General features: G+C 69.2%; 14 protein-coding genes and 1 tRNA gene. 8 read left to right on the top strand and 7 right to left on the bottom strand.

Annotated elements, in window-relative coordinates; translation table 11 throughout:
• Positions 1 to 89: 89 nt before the first annotated feature.
• A complete protein-coding gene (locus ACWJI7_RS09175; RefSeq protein WP_479937328.1) occupies positions 90 to 3038 on the top strand; it encodes a DUF3769 domain-containing protein in 2949 nt (982 codons plus the stop codon).
• Positions 3039 to 3040: 2 nt separating this feature from the next.
• On the opposite strand, the gene ACWJI7_RS09170 is transcribed toward ACWJI7_RS09175, so the two are convergent.
• The 6 genes from ACWJI7_RS09170 to ACWJI7_RS09145 all read right to left on the bottom strand — a co-directional run bounded on the left by ACWJI7_RS09170 (position 3041) and on the right by ACWJI7_RS09145 (position 9133).
• Entirely contained in the window at positions 3041 to 3679 is a 639-nt protein-coding gene (locus ACWJI7_RS09170; RefSeq protein WP_479937326.1) for a 3-isopropylmalate dehydratase small subunit, read from the bottom strand.
• Entirely contained in the window at positions 3672 to 5117 is a 1446-nt protein-coding gene (leuC, locus tag ACWJI7_RS09165) for a 3-isopropylmalate dehydratase large subunit (protein WP_479937324.1), read from the bottom strand. The genes ACWJI7_RS09170 and leuC overlap by 8 nt, the downstream gene beginning before the upstream one ends.
• 57 nt (positions 5118 to 5174) lie before the next feature.
• Positions 5175 to 6446 (bottom strand): competence/damage-inducible protein A, encoded by a 1272-nt coding sequence (locus tag ACWJI7_RS09160; protein WP_479937322.1) that lies wholly within the window; start codon positions 6444 to 6446, stop codon positions 5175 to 5177.
• Positions 6433 to 7569, bottom strand: a complete 1137-nt coding sequence (locus tag ACWJI7_RS09155) for a glycosyltransferase family 4 protein (protein ID WP_479937451.1) — start codon at positions 7567 to 7569, stop codon at positions 6433 to 6435. The genes ACWJI7_RS09160 and ACWJI7_RS09155 overlap by 14 nt, the downstream gene beginning before the upstream one ends.
• A 107-nt stretch (positions 7570 to 7676) precedes the next feature.
• On the bottom strand, positions 7677 to 8966 hold the full coding sequence (glyA, locus tag ACWJI7_RS09150) for a serine hydroxymethyltransferase (protein WP_479937321.1): 1290 nt from the start codon (positions 8964 to 8966) through the stop codon (positions 7677 to 7679).
• Between the two features lie 93 nt (positions 8967 to 9059).
• Positions 9060 to 9133, bottom strand: a tRNA-Arg gene (locus ACWJI7_RS09145).
• Positions 9134 to 9249: 116 nt separating this feature from the next.
• Between ACWJI7_RS09145 and ACWJI7_RS09140 the strand changes: the two genes are divergently transcribed.
• From ACWJI7_RS09140 to ACWJI7_RS09130, 3 genes are all read left to right on the top strand, one after another.
• Complete coding sequence (locus ACWJI7_RS09140) at positions 9250 to 9501, top strand: hypothetical protein (RefSeq protein WP_479937320.1); 252 nt, start codon at positions 9250 to 9252, stop codon at positions 9499 to 9501.
• Positions 9502 to 9523: 22 nt separating this feature from the next.
• A complete protein-coding gene (locus tag ACWJI7_RS09135; protein WP_479937319.1) occupies positions 9524 to 9814 on the top strand; it encodes a DUF3181 family protein in 291 nt (96 codons plus the stop codon).
• Between the two features lie 68 nt (positions 9815 to 9882).
• A complete protein-coding gene (locus ACWJI7_RS09130) occupies positions 9883 to 10149 on the top strand; it encodes a cytochrome-c oxidase (RefSeq protein WP_479937317.1) in 267 nt (88 codons plus the stop codon).
• On the opposite strand, the gene murJ is transcribed toward ACWJI7_RS09130, so the two are convergent.
• Positions 10133 to 11746, bottom strand: a complete 1614-nt coding sequence (gene murJ, locus ACWJI7_RS09125; RefSeq protein ID WP_479937315.1) for a murein biosynthesis integral membrane protein MurJ — start codon at positions 11744 to 11746, stop codon at positions 10133 to 10135. The genes ACWJI7_RS09130 and murJ overlap by 17 nt on opposite strands.
• Before the next feature lie 146 nt (positions 11747 to 11892).
• Here murJ and sfsA point away from each other — a divergent pair, with 146 nt between their 5' ends.
• The 4 genes from sfsA (at position 11893) to ACWJI7_RS09105 (ending at position 16499) form a co-directional block, all read left to right on the top strand.
• A complete protein-coding gene (sfsA, locus tag ACWJI7_RS09120) occupies positions 11893 to 12696 on the top strand; it encodes a DNA/RNA nuclease SfsA (RefSeq protein ID WP_479937313.1) in 804 nt (267 codons plus the stop codon).
• A 129-nt stretch (positions 12697 to 12825) separates the two neighbouring features.
• Positions 12826 to 14283, top strand: a complete 1458-nt coding sequence (locus tag ACWJI7_RS09115; RefSeq protein ID WP_479937311.1) for an ammonium transporter — start codon at positions 12826 to 12828, stop codon at positions 14281 to 14283.
• 176 nt (positions 14284 to 14459) lie between these two features.
• Positions 14460 to 15656, top strand: coding sequence for a 4-hydroxy-3-methylbut-2-enyl diphosphate reductase (locus ACWJI7_RS09110; RefSeq protein ID WP_479937309.1), 1197 nt, complete (start codon positions 14460 to 14462; stop codon positions 15654 to 15656).
• 216 nt (positions 15657 to 15872) lie between these two features.
• Positions 15873 to 16499, top strand: coding sequence for a DUF1997 domain-containing protein (locus ACWJI7_RS09105; protein WP_479937307.1), 627 nt, complete (start codon positions 15873 to 15875; stop codon positions 16497 to 16499).
• The last annotated feature ends 33 nt before the right edge of the window (positions 16500 to 16532 follow it).

Genomic DNA, 16532 nt, shown 5'->3' with positions numbered 1-16532 from the left:
CGCGATCTGAATCGGGATCGGGATCCGAGTCCACGGGGAACGCTCCTGGGTTCTCCGACGCGGAGAGTCCCACCGGGGCTGAAACACCGGTGGAGCCGGTCCAGATCCAGGAGGCCGAGGCGATCCCAGGGCCGGCGGCGGATCCCGACGACGCGAGCGCACCCGGCCCGGAGCGTCCGGAGCCGGGAGGCACCGTCAATGCCGGTCAGCCCCCACCCCAGGAACTCGACATCCGGGCCGACCAGCAGGGGTTCGATCTGGTGATCAACCGCTTCGTCGCCACCGGCAACGCCACCGCCGAGCTGGCCGGGGGCCGGCTGATGGCGGATCGGATCGAGTACGACACCGTGACCCGCACCCTCTACGCCAGCGGCAGCGTCCGGTTTCTGAGGGGCAACCAGTACCTGCAGGCCAGCCGGCTGCGCTACAGCCTGATCGAGGAGGAAGGGGAACTGGAGGACGTCTACGGCGTTCTCGATCTGCAAACCAGCCTGCAGGATCTCGACCTGGAGCAGCCTGCGGCCACACCGCTGCCGGCTCCCGAGCCCATCGCCTGTCCGACCGAGCTTCCCCCGGTGCCCGACTGGCACCCCCACCCCTGGTCGGCCACGCTCTGGGGCGGACAGATGTTCGATTCCGACTTCGGCGACACCTTCACCGGACGGGGTGTGTTCCGGCCCGAGTACGTGCTCGGGGCCGGGCTGCAGCGCCGCTTGCTGAAGGCGGGCCCGTTCGCCCTCGAACTCGACTTCAACGTGCTTGGTCACCAGGCCGCCCGGCAGAGGGGGGGCAGATTCACCTCCGGTCCGTTCTCGGCCCGGGAGGTGGCCGGCCTTGAAACGGCCGCCCAGAGCTTCGCGGAATTCACCGGAGGGATCGGCATCCGGGCCTGGCTGCAGCCCTGGCTGAGCGTCGGGTTCGTGCAGGGGGTCAGCGTGCTGACCAACATCAGCAACTACGAGGACACCTACCGGGAGCGATCGGCACGGCTGCTCAACTACCTGGGTGTGGAGGTGGAGGGCTCCTTCTCCCCGCAGTGGTCGATGGTGGGACGCATTCACCACCGTTCCGGCGCCTTCGGGCTCTACAACGGGGTGCGCGAGGGAAGCAACGCCTACCTGGTCGGGCTGCGCTATCGCTTCGGCTCCGATGCTCTGGCCAGGGTCCCCGCCCAGGCGGCCATGCGTCCGCCCCAGGGCTGCCCCAACCGGGGGGAGGAGCCCCCCGACCGGCCCCGCTCCCTGCCCGAGGCCCTCGAGCAGGTGGCCATGGGTGGGCTGGCGGAGCTGGAGGAGCCCTCCCAGGCCAGCGGTGCCGTGACCGCGGCCCCAGCCCCTGCGCCGCCACCGGCCCGCAGCTTCCGGCAGCTGCGCGAGCAGGAGCGGGCCCGCCTGGAGGTGATCCGCACAATCGACCAGCGCATCAGCGATGTGCGGGCCCGCGAGGGTCTGCAACTCCAACGCAGCCGCGGGGGGGTGGGCAACAACGACCGCAGCGACGACAACGATTTCGGCGAGATCACCCCTCCCCAGGTCGAGCGGATCCGCTCGGGGCAGGGAGCCCAGGCCGTGACGGGCAGCCTCACCCACATGCGCTACCAGGCGCCGCGGATCGTGATCAGTGCCACCGGCTGGCGGGCCGACCGGGCCAGTTTCACCAACGATCCGTTCACCCCGGCCCAGAGCTGGATGGACGCCGATGACGTGACGGTGAACCAGGAGGAGAACGGCGACATCGTGATCCAGTCGCGGCGCAATCGTCTCTGGCTGGAGGATCGCCTGCCGATCCCCGTGACCACCAGCACCCGGATCCAGAAGCAGCAGGAAGTGGAGAACCGCTGGGTGCTGGGATCCGACCAGGAGGACCGCGACGGTTTCTTCATCGGACGCCAGCTCAGACCGATCGGAATCGGCCAGAAGGGCATCCTCCAACTCCAGCCCCAGTTCCTGCTGGAGCGGTCCCTGCAGGGGACCACCGACAGCTACCCCCTGCCGGGTGAATCAGCGGGTGGGCCTGGACGCACCCAGGACAACCAGCTCGGAGACCTGTTCGGCCTGGAGGCCCAGCTGAAGACCCCCCTGCTGGGCTGGGATGCCGATTTCAACCTGGACATCTCCACCTTCAACCCCCGCAACATCGCCAACGGCACCCGCAGCTGGGCCGATCTGGAACGGTCCGTGCGTCTGCCTCTGGTGGGTGAGGTGGTGGCGCGGGTGTTCGGCGCCTACCGCTTCCGCATCTGGAACGGCACCCTCGGTGAGCAGGATGTCTACTCGGCCTACGGCACGTCCCTGGAACAACGCGGCACCCTGCCGCCGCTGGGATCGATCAGCAACAATTACTTCTGGAGGGTCGGTGTCGGCAATTTCCAGAGCAACGAGTTCGTGCGCGGCAACCTGGAATCCGACAACTTCGCCCAGCTCTGGAGGGCGAACGGCTTCGGCTCCCTCACCAGCCGGCTGCCGCTCTGGCGGGGAGAGGCTCTGCCAGCCACCCCGGAAGCGGGGTTGCGGTACACCCCCGAGCCGGTCGTACCAGGGTTCGGCCTGCTCTCGAACATGTCCCTGGGGCTGGCCTACTTCGGCGACGGCAGCAACCAGAACACACTCTCCTTCTCGGCGGGAGCCCAGCTCACCCTGGGGCATTTCAGCAAACCGTTCCTGGACTTCACCCAGCTCTCCATCACCGGTGGGGTGACCGCCCGGCAGGGATTGAGCCCCTTCGCCTTCGACCGGGCGGTGGATCTGGGCACGATCGGCATCGGCCTGACCCAGCAGCTGGCCGGCCCCCTGGTGTTCAACGGCGGCATCGGCCTCAACGTGGATCCGGCCTCGGAGAACTTCGGGGAATCCACCGGGTCCTTCCTGGAACTGCGCTGGCAGCGCCGCTCCTACGCCCTCAGCGTGTTCTACAGCCCGTTCGAGGGCATCGGCGGCGTGCGGCTTCGCTTGAACGACTTCGGCTTCGGCGGTACCGGTGTGCCCTTTGTGCCCTATCAACCCAATGGGCCCGCCCAGCTGGAGAACCGCCTGTTCTGAGCTCAGCGGGCACCGAACGCCTGGAGGTACGGCAGCCGGGCCGCCGTTTCGCACAGGTCCCGCTCCCGTGCCAGCAGCTGAGCGGTGGCGTCCCACTGGCCGCTCAACAGCATCTGCAGCGTGCCGGCGGTCGTCTCCACGGCCCAGTGTTGATCGCCACGCACCAGGCCGAGCGGATCGAGCCCGAGATGGAACGGGGTGGCGGGATCGGACTCCGCCTCGGCCTGCAGGGCGAGCATGGGCCCATGCTCCAGGGTGACGCAGGGAAGTCCCAGGGCCAGACAGTTGCCGAGGAAGATCTCCGCAAAGCTCTCACCGACCACGGCGCGGATGCCCCAGCGCATCAGGGCCTGGGGCGCATGTTCCCGGCTGGAGCCGCAGCCGAAGTTGCGGTTCACCAGCAGGATCGAGGCACGGCGACGGGCGGGCTGATCGAAGGGATGATCCCCCTGGCGCTCCAGGCGGTCGTCGGCGAAGACCTGCTCACCGAGACCCTCGAAGCTGACGCACTTGAGGAAGCGGGCCGGGATGATCCGGTCGGTGTCGATGTCGTCGCCGGCGACCACGACGGCGGTGCCCAGCACCGACCGGATCGGACCGGAGGGGAACGGCGCCTGGGGGAAGGTCACGGGGTCAGGCATGGGAGATCGCCACGGCGGGGGTCTGCACGGCAGGCGGGAGCAGTTCGCGCACGTCGGCCACCCGCCCGCTGATGGCGGCCGCGGCCACCATCGCCGGGCTCATCAGCAGGGTGCGACCGGTGGCTGAACCCTGGCGGCCCTTGAAATTGCGGTTGCTGGAGCTGGCGCTGAGCTGGCTCCCCTCCAGCCGGTCGGGATTCATGGCCAGGCACATCGAGCAGCCGGGCTCCCGCCACTCGAAGCCGGCCGCCCGGAACACGGCGTCGAGGCCTTCCGCCTCGGCCGCCCGCGCCACCCGCTCCGATCCCGGCACCACGAACGCCTGGACGCCCCCGGCCACCCGCCGGCCCTTCGCCACCGCCGCGGCCGCCCTCAGGTCACTGAGCCGGCCATTGGTACAGCTGCCGATGAAGCAGACATCCACCGGCAGGCCAGCGATCGCCTCCCCGGGGGTGAGCTGCATGTAGCGGTAGGCCTCCTCGGCGATCGGTCGTTCGTCGGCCGCCAGCTGATCGGGGGTGGGGACCGCCTCGTCGACGCCGATGCCCTGGCCGGGGGTGATGCCCCAGGTGACCGTGGGACTGATGCGGGCTGCGTCGAAATGCACCTCATCATCGAAAACGGCCTGGGGCCCGCTGGCCAGATCACTCCACCAGGCCACGGCCCGCTCCCAGGCCTCACCGGCGGGGGCGCAGGGGCGACCCTTCAGGTAGGCGAAGGTGGTGGCGTCGGGGTTGACGTAGCCGCAGCGGGCGCCCCCCTCGATGGCCATGTTGCAGAGGGTCATGCGCTCCTCCATCGAGAGGGCCTCGATGCAGGGGCCGGCGAATTCGTAGGCGAACCCCACCCCGCCCTTGACCCCGAGCCGGCGGATCACGTGGAGGATCAGATCCTTGGCATAGACCCCCGGCTGCAGGCGGCCCTCGACCCAGATGCGCCGCACCCGCAGCTTGTTCATCGACAGGCTCTGGCTGGCCAGAACATCGCGCACCTGGCTGGTGCCGATGCCGAAGGCGATGGCGCCGAAGGCGCCGTGGGTGGAGGTGTGGGAGTCCCCACAGGCCACGGTCATACCCGGCTGGGTGAGGCCGAGCTCGGGGGCGATCACGTGCACGATCCCCTGGCTGCCACTTCCGAGGCCGTGCAGGGTGAGCGCGTGCTCGGCGCAGTTGCGCTCCAGCGTGGTGAGCATGGCCTCAGCCAGGGGGTCGGCGAAGGGCCTGGCCTGGGAGGTGGTGGGAACGATGTGATCGACCGTGGCGACGGTGCGCTCGGGGTGGCGCACCGTGAGGCCGAGATCCCGCAGGGCCGCGAACGCCTGGGGGCTGGTCACCTCATGGATCAGGTGCAGACCGATGAACAGCTGGGTGGACCCCCCAGGCAGATCGGCCACCCGATGCAGATCCCAGACCTTGTCGTACAGCGTGCCGGCGCTCACCGCTCTCCTCTGACCTGTCCGGAAGAACCCTAAAACCGAGGGTGACCGATGGGGCGCTCAATCCCCCAGCCGCAGCCGCAGACGGTCCAGAGCCTCCCCCACGGTGAGCAGCTGGATCCAGCCGCGGCCCCGGCGGCCGCCGAACCGCACCCCCTCGCTGCGGCACCCATCAGGCCCCGCCACCGCGATGTGGACCAGCCCCACCGGCTTGGCCTCACTGCCGCCGCCGGGTCCGGCGATGCCCGTGACCGCGATGGCCCAGTCACTGCCAAGGCGCCGGCGCGCGCCGGTGGCCATGGCGATGGCCACCGGATCACTCACCGCCCCATGGGTCTCCAGCAGGTCGTCCGGCACACCGAGCTGCTCGCGCTTGATCCGGTTGGCGTAGGCGATCACCCCGCCGAGCAGCACCTCCGACGCCCCCGGAACGGCCGCCAGGGCCGCGCCGATCCCCCCTCCAGTGCAGGACTCGGCCAGGGCCAGGGTCTGGCCCCGCTGCCGCAGCCGCTCCAGCACCACTGACGCCAGGCTGTCGTCGTCGGCGCCAAAGCAGCGCTGGCCGGCGCGGCGGCGCAGCTCGGCTTCGACCGGCTCCAGCAGCGCCCGGGCCTCGGCGCGGCCGGCGGCCCGGGCCGTGATCCGCAGCTTCACCTCCCCGGGTCCGGCGTAGGGCGCCACCGTGGGGTTCTCCAGCGCCAGCAGATCGGCGACCCGCTCGGCCAGATCCGATTCGCCGACGCCCCAGAACCGCAGCAGGCGGCTCTCGAACACCGCCGCGGCAGCCCCTCCCCGGCGCCGCAGCCAGGGCACCGCGGTGGCGCTCCACATCGCCTGCAGCTCGGCCGGCACACCGGGGAAGGTGAGCAGGGTGAAGCCGGGCAACGGACTCCAGATCATGCCCGGCGCCGTGCCGGTGGCATTGGGCAGGGGCTCCGCACCCTCCGGCAGGAGGGCCTGCTTGCGGTTGCTGGCGGCGATGGGCCTCCCCCGGCCCCTGAGCTTGGTCTGGATGTCACTCCAGATCTCCGGGCGCTCCACCAGCGGCGTCTGGAACGCCGCCGCCAGGGCCTCTGTGGTGAGGTCATCGGGGGTGGGGCCGAGCCCGCCCGTGCAGATCAGCAGGCTGCAGCGTTGTGAGGCCTCGAGCACCACCTGGATCAGCCGCTCGCGGTTGTCACCCACCACCGTCTGGCGGTAATGGGGAAGGCCGAGGCCGGCCAGTTCCTCGGCCAACCAGCGTGCGTTGCCGTTGAGGATGCTTCCCAGCAGCAGCTCGGTGCCGATGCAGAGGATCTCGGCCCCTGGCGCGGCCGGCTCAGGGTTTGGCATCGCGGGCCGTGGCATCGCGGGCAGTGTCGCAGGGGGATGGACGGTCCGGGGCCTCGAGCCGGCGGCGCGACCCCATCAGGGCGCCGATCAGCACAGCGGTGGCCAGGGCGAGCCAGAGGAAGCGCATCTCCACGTTGGCCGCCACCAGGGCCAGCGCCGCCAGCCACTGGGTGAAGGCGTAGATCAGCAGCACCGTGCGGCGATGGCTGAACCCGGCCCGCAGCAGGCGGTGATGCAGGTGGCGCCGATCCGGATAGAAGGGGGAATGGCCTTCGCTGAGGCGACCCATGATCACGGCTGACATGTCGGCCAGCGGCAGCGACAGGATCAGCAGTGGGAAGAGCAGGCTGACGGTGGTGAGACCCTTGGCCGGACCGACGATGCTGATCGCCGCCAGGGCAAAGCCCAGGAAATAGGATCCGCCATCGCCCATGAAGATGCGGGCCGGGTTGAAGTTGTGGCGCAGGAAGCCGAGGCAGGCCCCGGCCAGGGCGGCGGCCAGCAGCCCCGCCGCGCTCTGCTGCAGGCTGAAGCTCACCGAGAGCAGCCCGATCGCCGCGATGCCGCCCACGCCCGCGGCGAGGCCGTCGAGCCCGTCGATCCAGTTGATGGCGTTCGTGATCCCCACCAGCCAGATCAGGGTGGCCAGCAGGCTGAGGGCGTCGGGCAGCACCAGGGGGGAGCTGGTCGGCGCCAGCGGCCCCAGGGGAAGATCGATCGCACCGATGCGCACCCCCTGGCTCCAGACCGCCATCGCCACGGCCACCTGGCCCGCCAGGCGCGGTAACGGCGGCAGGGCGAAGAGGTCGTCGGCCAGGCCGATCACGAAGAAGCACAGCGCCCCCGCCAGGGTGGTCCAGATCAGCTGATCCTTGGCCGGATCGAGCGTGCCGAACCCCCCGAGGGACCAGGTGATCGCCAGTGCCAGCGAGAAGCCGGCCACCATGCCCACCCCGCCCAGGCGCACCATCGGGATGCTGTGCTGCTTGCGGGGATCGGGAGCGTCGATCAGACCGAGGCGCAGACCCAGCCGCCTCACCAGCGGCACGATCAGAGCCGTGAGCAGGGCGGCGATACCGAACGTGACGACGGCGGCCGTCAGCGGGGTGGAGGCGATCGTCACGCGAGCGGCCGCAGCCACGGAAGGACAAGGCTGGCCAACGCTGGGGGAACCATCGCGGGGCGAGCCATGGACAGTCGGGTCGTGGGCAGCAGCTTAGGGAGCCGGGGTCAGACCGGCTGGGGAAGACGCACCGATCCGTAGAGGGGGTGGCGCTCACAGAGGGCCGCCACCCGTTCCAGACAGCGGCGCTGGGTCCCGTCGTCCTCGGGAGCCAGCAGCCGATCAGCGATCACGTCCGCCACCTCGAGGAAGGCGCCTTCCTCGAAGCCGCGGGTGGTCATGGCGGCGGTGCCCAGACGGAGGCCACTGGTCACGAAGGGGGATTCGGGATCGAACGGCACCGTGTTCTTGTTGGCGGTGATGCGAACACCGCTCACTAACAGATCGGCCGCCTTGCCGGTGAGGCCGATCGAGCGCAGATCGAGCAGCACCAGATGGTTGTCGGTGCCGCCGCTCACCACGTCGATGCCCCGCTCCTGGAGGCGTTTCGCCAGGGCCTGGGCATTGGCCACCACCTGGCGGCTGTAGGCCGCAAAAGAGGGCTGCAGGGCTTCGCCGAAGGCCACCGCCTTGGCGGCCACCACGTGCTCCAGGGGCCCCCCCTGGCTGCCGGGGAAGACGGCCTTGTCGAACCGCTTGCCGAACTCGGCGTCACCGCAGAGGATCAGGCCACCGCGCGGACCCCGGAGGGTCTTGTGGGTGGTGGTGGTGACGACGTGGCAGTGGGGGACAGGACTGTCATGGACGCCCGCCGCCACCAGGCCGGCGATGTGGGCCATGTCGGCCAGCAGGTAGGCCCCCACCTCATCGGCGATGGCGCGGAAGGCGGCGAAGTCGATGCGGCGGGGATAGGCGGAATAGCCGCAGATGATCAGCTTCGGCCGGTGCTCCAGGGCCAGCTGCCGGATCCCGGCGAAATCGAGCTGCTGGGTGCGGGGATCGACGCCGTAATGCACGGCCTTGAACCACTTGCCTGAGACATTGACCGGTGAGCCATGGGTGAGATGGCCCCCATGGGAGAGATCCATCCCCAGGATCGTGTCGCCAGGCTGAAGCAGCGCGAGGAAAACGGCGAAGTTGGCCTGGGCGCCGCTGTGGGGCTGCACGTTGGCCCAGGCGGCCCCGAACAGCCGCCGGGCCCGCTCGAGGGCGAGCTCCTCCACGGCGTCCACATGCTCGCAGCCGCCGTAATAGCGCCTGTGGGGCAGACCCTCGGCGTACTTGTTGGTGAGAACCGAGCCCTGGGCCTCCATCACGGCGCGGGAGGCGAAGTTCTCGCTGGCGATCAGCTCGAGATGGCTCTGCTGACGCCGGAGCTCCAGCTCGATCAGCCCGGCGATGGCGGGATCACCGGCCGCCAGGGACTGGTTCAGAGGCGAACCGGAGGAATCCACCATGGCGTCATCGTTGCCGGGATCGATGCATCGTAAGAAACCGTGCCCGGGGGGTGGCCACCATGAAAAAACCGCCCGGGAGGGGCGGTTTTCGAGCGCGCCTGGAGAGATTCGAACTCCCGACCCTCTGATCCGTAGTCAGATGCTCTAATCCGCTGAGCTACAAGCGCCTGAACCCTCATTCTCACCGCACGGGGGGGCCTTCCGTCAACCGGCTGGGAGGGACCCGCCGGCGCCGGTCCACAATCGGTTCAGCCGCCGCGGCGGGGTTCCGCCCGTTTGCCCCATGCCGATCCGCTGGTACGGCCCCGCCGACCCCACCGACCCCACCTATCGCCATTTCGATCGGATCGTGAACCTCTGCCTGCACGGGGGGGTGTTCGCCGCGGTGAATAGCGGGCTCTGGTTCGTGCAGGGTCTGCGCCATCCGTGGACCCATCTCGAATGGCTCAGCCTCGCCTGGGGGGCCGCCCTGCTGACCCATCTCATCATCGTGTTGCGGCTGCGGCCGAAGCCCCCCGCCGGTGCTGCATCGTGAACAGCTCCACGCCTGCCACCCCGTGAGCCTGTCGGCGCGCGACCTCGAGGATCTGAAGCTGGCCCTGGCTGACCGGCTCTACATCCAGGTGCAGGGCTGGCACCTCTACCTGGGGGACGCCGGCCTGGCTGAAGCCCTGGCGATCGAATGCGCCGCCCGGCTCGATCAGCCAGCCGGCGTCTGCGCCCGTCAGGCCCTGGAGGCGGTGCAGGTCTCGATCGGCGGCGGCTCCGGCCGGCTTCCCCTGGCCCGCCTGATCCCCCCCGGCCAGCTGCGCGATCTCGAGGATGTGCTGGCCCCCTTCACTCGCTGAAGAAGCGCGACAGAGCCAGGTCGCCCCCGGGCCTGCCGATAAGGTTTCAGACTCGCCGCAGGCGCTGGATGCTGGTCATCGAGGTCACCAACGCCCGCGAGGTGGTCCGCCAGCGGATCGGACCGCTAGGCTCCAGGTTGATCGGCAAGGTGGTGGATGCCGAGGCCCAAGTGGAGAAAGCCCTGATCCAGGAACTGGAAACGGCCTTCCGCGATTTCGGCATCGAGGCGCGGATCGTCTCGATCGACGGTCCGCACATGCTGGGCCGCAACCGGCTCGAGATCCCCGTCCAGGTGCGTGAGGAACGGCACGTGCGACTCAGCGACGCCGGTTGAGGCGTCCGCGGAGCTGGCGGCCGAGTTCGACGGCCTCGGGAACACCGGCCCAGCTCGCCATCAGCCCGTAGATCAGCAGCCCCAGGCTGGCGCTGAAGCCTCCCTGGAGCAGCAGACCCGGCAGTCCGGAGGGCCAGGCCACCCCCACCGAGAGCAACCAGGCCGCCAGGCCTGCCACGGCCGCGGCCAGGCCGAGGCGCAGGGTGTCCAGCCCCCAGATCCTCAGCGGCAGGCCCCCCAGACGCCCCCGCAGGGCCAGCAGGAGGCCCGCACAGGTGAGCACGTTCACCGCCACGGTGGCCAGCACCAGCCCCGGGGCCCCGAAATCCAGCGACGGCAGCTGCCGCCCCCAGGGGCTGGGGCCACCCACCAGCACCCAGTCGAAGAGGGCGTTGATCCCGATACCCGCCATCGAGAACCGGAACGGCGTGGTGCCATCGCCGAGGGCGTAGAAGACCCGCACCAGCACATCCCGGCCCAGGTAGGCGGGCATGCCGATTCCATAGGCGACCAGGAGCCCGGCGACCAGCTGGGCCGCGGCGGCGTTGAACGCGCCCCGCTCGTAGACCAGCGCGACGATCGGGGCGGCCAGCGCCACCATCAGGGCTCCGAGGGGCAGCATGCTGGCGCTGGAGAGCATGAGGCCCTGGCGGATGCGTCCCACCAGGGCCGAGCGATCGGCCGGGGCGGTGAGGCGGGCGAACACCGGCAGCAGGGGCACCAGCAGCACGTTCGAGAGCAGGCCCAGGGGGGTCTGGACCAGCAGGTTGGCGTAGCCGAGCCCCGCCGCCGCTCCGACGATGCCCGAGGCGAAGAACAGATCCACGAACACGTTGATCTGCAGCATGCCCGAGGAGAGGGTGGCCGGAGCCATCACCTGGAGCACCTCCCGCACCCCGGGATCACTCCAGTCCCAGACCGGCCGCAGCTGGCCCAGACCCTGTCTGGCCAGAGCCGGCAGCTGGATCAGCCACTGCAGCAGGGCCCCCAGGGTGGTGGTCCCGGCCAGCACGACCCCCCCCAGCAGGGCCAGCTGGGGGGTCCCGATCGCCGGGCCCACCTGCCACCAGAGCAAGGCGATGCCACCGATCACCGCCAGGCTGGAGAGCAGCGGGCTCACCGAGGGCAGCCAGAACTCGTCGGCGGCATTGAGGGCACCGAACCCGAGACCGATCAGGCCGGCGAACAGCGCCATCGGGGCCATCCAGCGCAGCTGGAGCACGGCGATCGCATGGCGCTCCGGTCCGAGCCCCGGTCCCACCAGGGTGATCAGCGGATCCGCCGCCAGCACCAGCACCAGGGTCACCCCCAGCAAACCCACTCCCACCAGGGTGTTGATCGCCGCCAGCACGTGGGCCCCCTCCCGGCGCTCCCGCCGGGCCAGCACACTCACCATGGCGCTGTGGAACGGCCCGTTGATGCCCCCCAGCAGGATCAGCAGGAACCCCGGCAGGACGTAGGCGTAGTTGTAGGCGTCATAGGCGGCGCCGACGCCGAAGGCCGCGGCGATCGCCTGCTGCCGCAACAGGCCGGCCACCTTGCTGAGCGCCGTGGCCACAGCCACGATCAGAGCGATGCGCCGCAGGGATTGAGCCATTCCGTCCGGCCGGGAGCCGCATCCACCGCGGGGATTCTCCTCCTCAGGTGACGCTGGCCCGGTGGATCCCCCCCGGCGGCTCCCCATCGGGGGCCAGCCGGCACCATGGTCGTTCGAGCCGCCGAACCGGCTCCCCGCCCGCCTCGATGACCGGATCCAGCCCCCCCTGCCCCGATCCGCCTGCGGCGGCCCCGGCCATCCTCCGACTCGGTCCCCTGTGGGAGGGGGTGCTGCGCCGCCGTTACCAACGCTTCCTCGCCGAGGTGGAGCTCGATGACGGTCCGCTGGTGACCGCCCATTGCCCCAACACCGGCCCGATGACCGGGGTGCTCCATCCGGGCGGCCGGGTCCGGTTACGACACGATCCCAGGCCCACCCGGAAGCTGGAGTGGACCTGGGAGCAGGCGCTGGTGGAGGGGGCGGGGGGCGAGCCCTGCTGGGTGGGGGTGAACACCGCCCTGCCGAACCGGCTGGTGCGGGCCACGATCGAGGGTGGCTGGCTCGAACCCTGGCTCGGGCCGATCGGATCGATCCGCGCGGAGGTGCCCTACGGCGCCAGCCGGCGCAGCCGCATCGATCTGCTGCTGACCCCCGCGGGGGGTGCCCTCGATCCTCGCCCGATCTATCTGGAGGTGAAGAACACCACCTGGAGCCGCGGCGACCTGGCCCTCTTCCCCGACACCGTCACCGAACGGGGTCAGAAGCACCTGAATGAACTGATCGGCGTGCTCCCAACGGCCCGCTCCGTTCTCGTGCCCTGCCTCAGTCGGGACGACGTGCACCGCTTCGCTCCCGGCGATTCGGCCGATCCCCGCTATGGAGAGCTGTTCCGCCAGGCGCTGGCGGCGGGGGTGGAGGTGCTGCCCTGCCGCTATCGCTTCGAGCGCGACAAGGTGGCCTGGCTTGGGGTGGCAGCGGTGCTGGAGCGGGAAGCCGAGATCGGGCCCTGAGATCACGGATCGGCAAATTGGTAGCCGATGCAACCGGCAAAAGGTTCGCCACAGTGCAGTTTTGCCGGTGAAGAACGCTTCCGGGCGTGATCCATTTCTGTTCTGCAGCCCCCTGCGACGTTCCGCTCCATGACAGTTGCTTCTCAATCGCCTCGACGCCGCCGGCCCAGGCGTCTTCAGGAGGCAAGTCTGCTCGAGGCCCCCGAACTGCTCCTCAGCAGGATTCGCGGGCTCTCCAGCTCACGCACCCTCACCTGGCTGGCCTGCATCCCCCTGGCTCTGTTCGGTCTCGGAGTCTTCAACCTCTCCGCCCACGCCGCCGAACTGCCGGAACTTACGCCGGTCTTCCTGATCAACAACCTCTGGTTGCTGGTCGCCTCGATCCTGGTGATCTTCATGAACGCCGGCTTCGCCATGGTGGAAGCGGGCCTCTGCCGTCAGAAGAACGCCACCAACATCCTCACGAAGAACCTGATCGTCTTCGCCCTCGCCGCCAGCGCCTACTGGCTGATCGGCTATTCCTTCATGTACGGCGATCCGGTGATCCCCGGGGTGCTGTTCTACGGCAAGGGAGGTCCCCTCGGCCTCTTCTTCGATCCGACCGTGACCCCCGAGATGGTCACCGATGGGTCCCTGGTCCCCTCGGTTGATTTCCTCTTCCAGGTCGCCTTCGCCGGCACCGCCGCCACGATCGTCTCCGGACTGGTGGCCGAGCGGATCAAGTTCGGCGAGTTCGTGATCTTCTCCCTGGTTCTCGTGGCCGTGATCTATCCGATCGCCGGTAGCTGGCAGTGGAACGGCGGCTGGCTCAACCAGCTCGGCTTCATCGATTTCGCCGGCTCCACGATCGTTCACTCGGTGGGAGCCTGGGCCGGTCTGGTGGGAGCCATGCTGCTTGGCCCCAGGATCGGGAAATTCTCCGACGGCAGGACCCAGGCCATCCCGGGTCACAACCTGGCGATCGCCACCCTCGGCTGCCTGATTCTCTGGATCGGCTGGTACGGATTCAACCCCGGTTCCCAGCTGGCCATGGACGCAGCCGTCCCCTACATCGCCGTGACCACCACCCTGGGGGCAGCCGGCGGCGGCATCGCCGGCACCCTGGTGTCGCAGATCACCTCGGGCAAGCCCGACCTCACCATGACCATCAACGGCATCCTGGCCGGTCTGGTGGGCGTGACCGCCGGTTGCGACGGCTTCTCGATGCCGGCGGCCTGGGTCGTCGGTTTCATCGCCGGAGCCCTGGTGGTCTTCTCGGTCGGCTTCATCGACAGCCTCGGCATCGATGATCCCGTGGGGGCCTTCTCCGTCCACGGCACCTGCGGCATGTGGGGCACCCTGGCCGTCGGTCTGTTCAACATGGACGCCGGCCTGTTCACCGGCAATGGCTTCGGCCAGCTGGGTCTCCAGATTCTCGGGATCGTGTCCTACGGCCTCTTCGCCGTCATCACCACCTGGATCGTCTGGTCCGTGATCGGAGGTCTGTTCGGAGGCATCAGGGTCACCGAAGCCGAGGAGATCGAAGGTCTCGATATCTCCGAGCACGGCATGGAGGCCTATCCGGATTTCGCTTCCACCTCCGGCTGAGGTCCCTGACCCACCCCGGTGGGTCCCGGTGGGTGCTGCCCAGCCCCACCGTTCTCTGGCCCGTTCAGGCCCCCGGTTCCCGCCGGGGGCCTTTTCTTCGGTCCTGTTCGCAGGGCCGAATCCGTCGGTGGAGCGGCCGCCCCCCATAGAGTCGGCGGCAGCACTGCGGCGACGCCATGGATACCCGCGCCTTCAAACGGTCGCTGCACCATTCCGAGCGCTACAGCCGCCGGGGGTTCGGCCGGGCCGAGGAAGTGGCTGGCAGCCTTGAGCAGGCCTATCAGAGCGAACTGATCGCCACGATCCGTGAAAACGGCTACGAGCTGCGCCATGGCCGGCTCACGGTGCGGCTGGCCGAAGCCTTCGGCTTCTGCTGGGGGGTGGAGCGGGCCGTGGCGATGGCCTATGAAACCCGGCGCCACTATCCCTCGGAGCGGATCTGGATCACCAACGAGATCATCCACAACCCGTCGGTAAACGCCCACCTGCGCGACATGAACGTTCAGTTCATCCAGGTGGAGGAAGGGGTGAAGGACTTCTCCGAGGTGGGCACCGGGGATGTGGTGATCCTGCCCGCCTTCGGCGCCACGGTGCAGGAGATGCAGCTGCTGAACGAGCGGGGCTGCCACATCGTGGACACCACCTGCCCCTGGGTCTCTAAAGTATGGAACACCGTGGAGAAGCACAAGAAGCACGCCTTCACCTCAGTGATCCATGGCAAGGTGAAGCACGAGGAGACGCTGGCCACCAGCTCCTTCGCCGGCACCTATCTGGTGGTGCTGGATCTGGCCGAAGCCCAGATGGTCTGCGACTACATCCTCGGGCAGGGTGACCGGGAGGCCTTCATCGAGCACTTCGCCCTGGCCTGTTCGCCGGGATTCGATCCCGACCTGGACCTGGCCCGGGTGGGTGTGGCCAACCAGACCACCATGCTCAAGAGCGAAACCGAAGAGATCGGCCGGATGTTCGAGCGCACGATGCTGGCCCGCTACGGCCCGGTCGAGCTGAACGAGCATTTTCTGGCCTTCAACACGATCTGCGACGCCACCCAGGAGCGTCAGGACGCCATGTTCTCCCTGGTGGACGAGCCCCTGGATCTGATGGTGGTCATCGGTGGCTACAACTCCTCGAACACCACCCATCTGCAGGAGATCGCCATCAGCCGGGGCATTCGCTCCTTCCACATCGACACCCCGGGGAGGATCGGTCCGGGCAATCGGATCGAGCACATGCCGCTGGGGGGTGATCTGGAGGAGGTGGCCCCCTTCCTGCCCGCCGGGCCCCTGCGGGTGGGCATCACCTCCGGCGCCTCCACCCCGGACCGGGTGGTGGAGGATGTGATCCGCCACCTGATGGACCTCTGCGACGGCTGAACTGCGACGGCTGAACCGGCGGGATTGCCGCTGTCACAACCGCTGCGATCGGCCTGGGCTGCGCCCGTACCATGGGTTTCTGGCCCCGTCACCACCGGCTGGCTTGGGCCTCCCGCAGAACGGAGCCGGTTGAGCAGCACCCAGTCGTTCAGCAGCCCCCAGTCCCCCATGTCCACGACCGCTGTGCCCCCCACCCAGCATTCCGGGTCAGCTGCCGTGCCAACCACCCACTCCGCTCCGGCCAGCGGCCTGCGTCACTCCGACGACCCCCGGGTGCGGTGTTATAGCAGCCGCTTCGCGGATGTCATGGAGATGCGCGCCCAGCGGGACGCGGTGGCCCAGTATCTCGACCATCACGATGGTTGGTTCCGCCGCTGCGCCGCGCCGATGACGGTGCTGCCCCTGGGGCACAACGGTTACGCCCTCACCCTGGGCCGTTTCGGCAACTTCGGCTTCGAGGTGGAACCCACCATCGGCCTGGAACTGCTCCCCCAGAGCGAAGGGATCTACCGGATCGTCACCGTGCCGCAACCCGGCGACCCCTCCAGCCGGCAGGAGCTCTACGACGTGGACTTCCAGGCCTCTCTCCAGCTCGAGGATGGCGTCGAGGCGGGCACGTCCACCGCCCTGACCCAGGTGCGCTGGGAGCTGGATCTCTGGGTGTGGATCCGGCTTCCCGCCATGATCGGCCTGCTGCCCGAGCGGCTGGTGCAGTCGAGTGGCGACCATCTGCTGCGGCAGATCGTGCGGCAGATCTCCCGCAAGCTCACCTGGAAGGTCCAGGAGGATTTCCACGCCAGTCACGGCCTGCCCTGCCCGCCCAGGCGTCACGCCCCCTTCTGAGGCATGCCTCCGGACTGAAGCCCCCTCCCTCGC

It is taken from the genome of Cryptocyanus atlanticus LEGE 06306 (genome assembly GCF_056633155.1).
The sequence above is the reverse complement of the archived record's forward strand: the minus strand, read 5'-3'. Positions and strand labels throughout refer to the sequence as shown.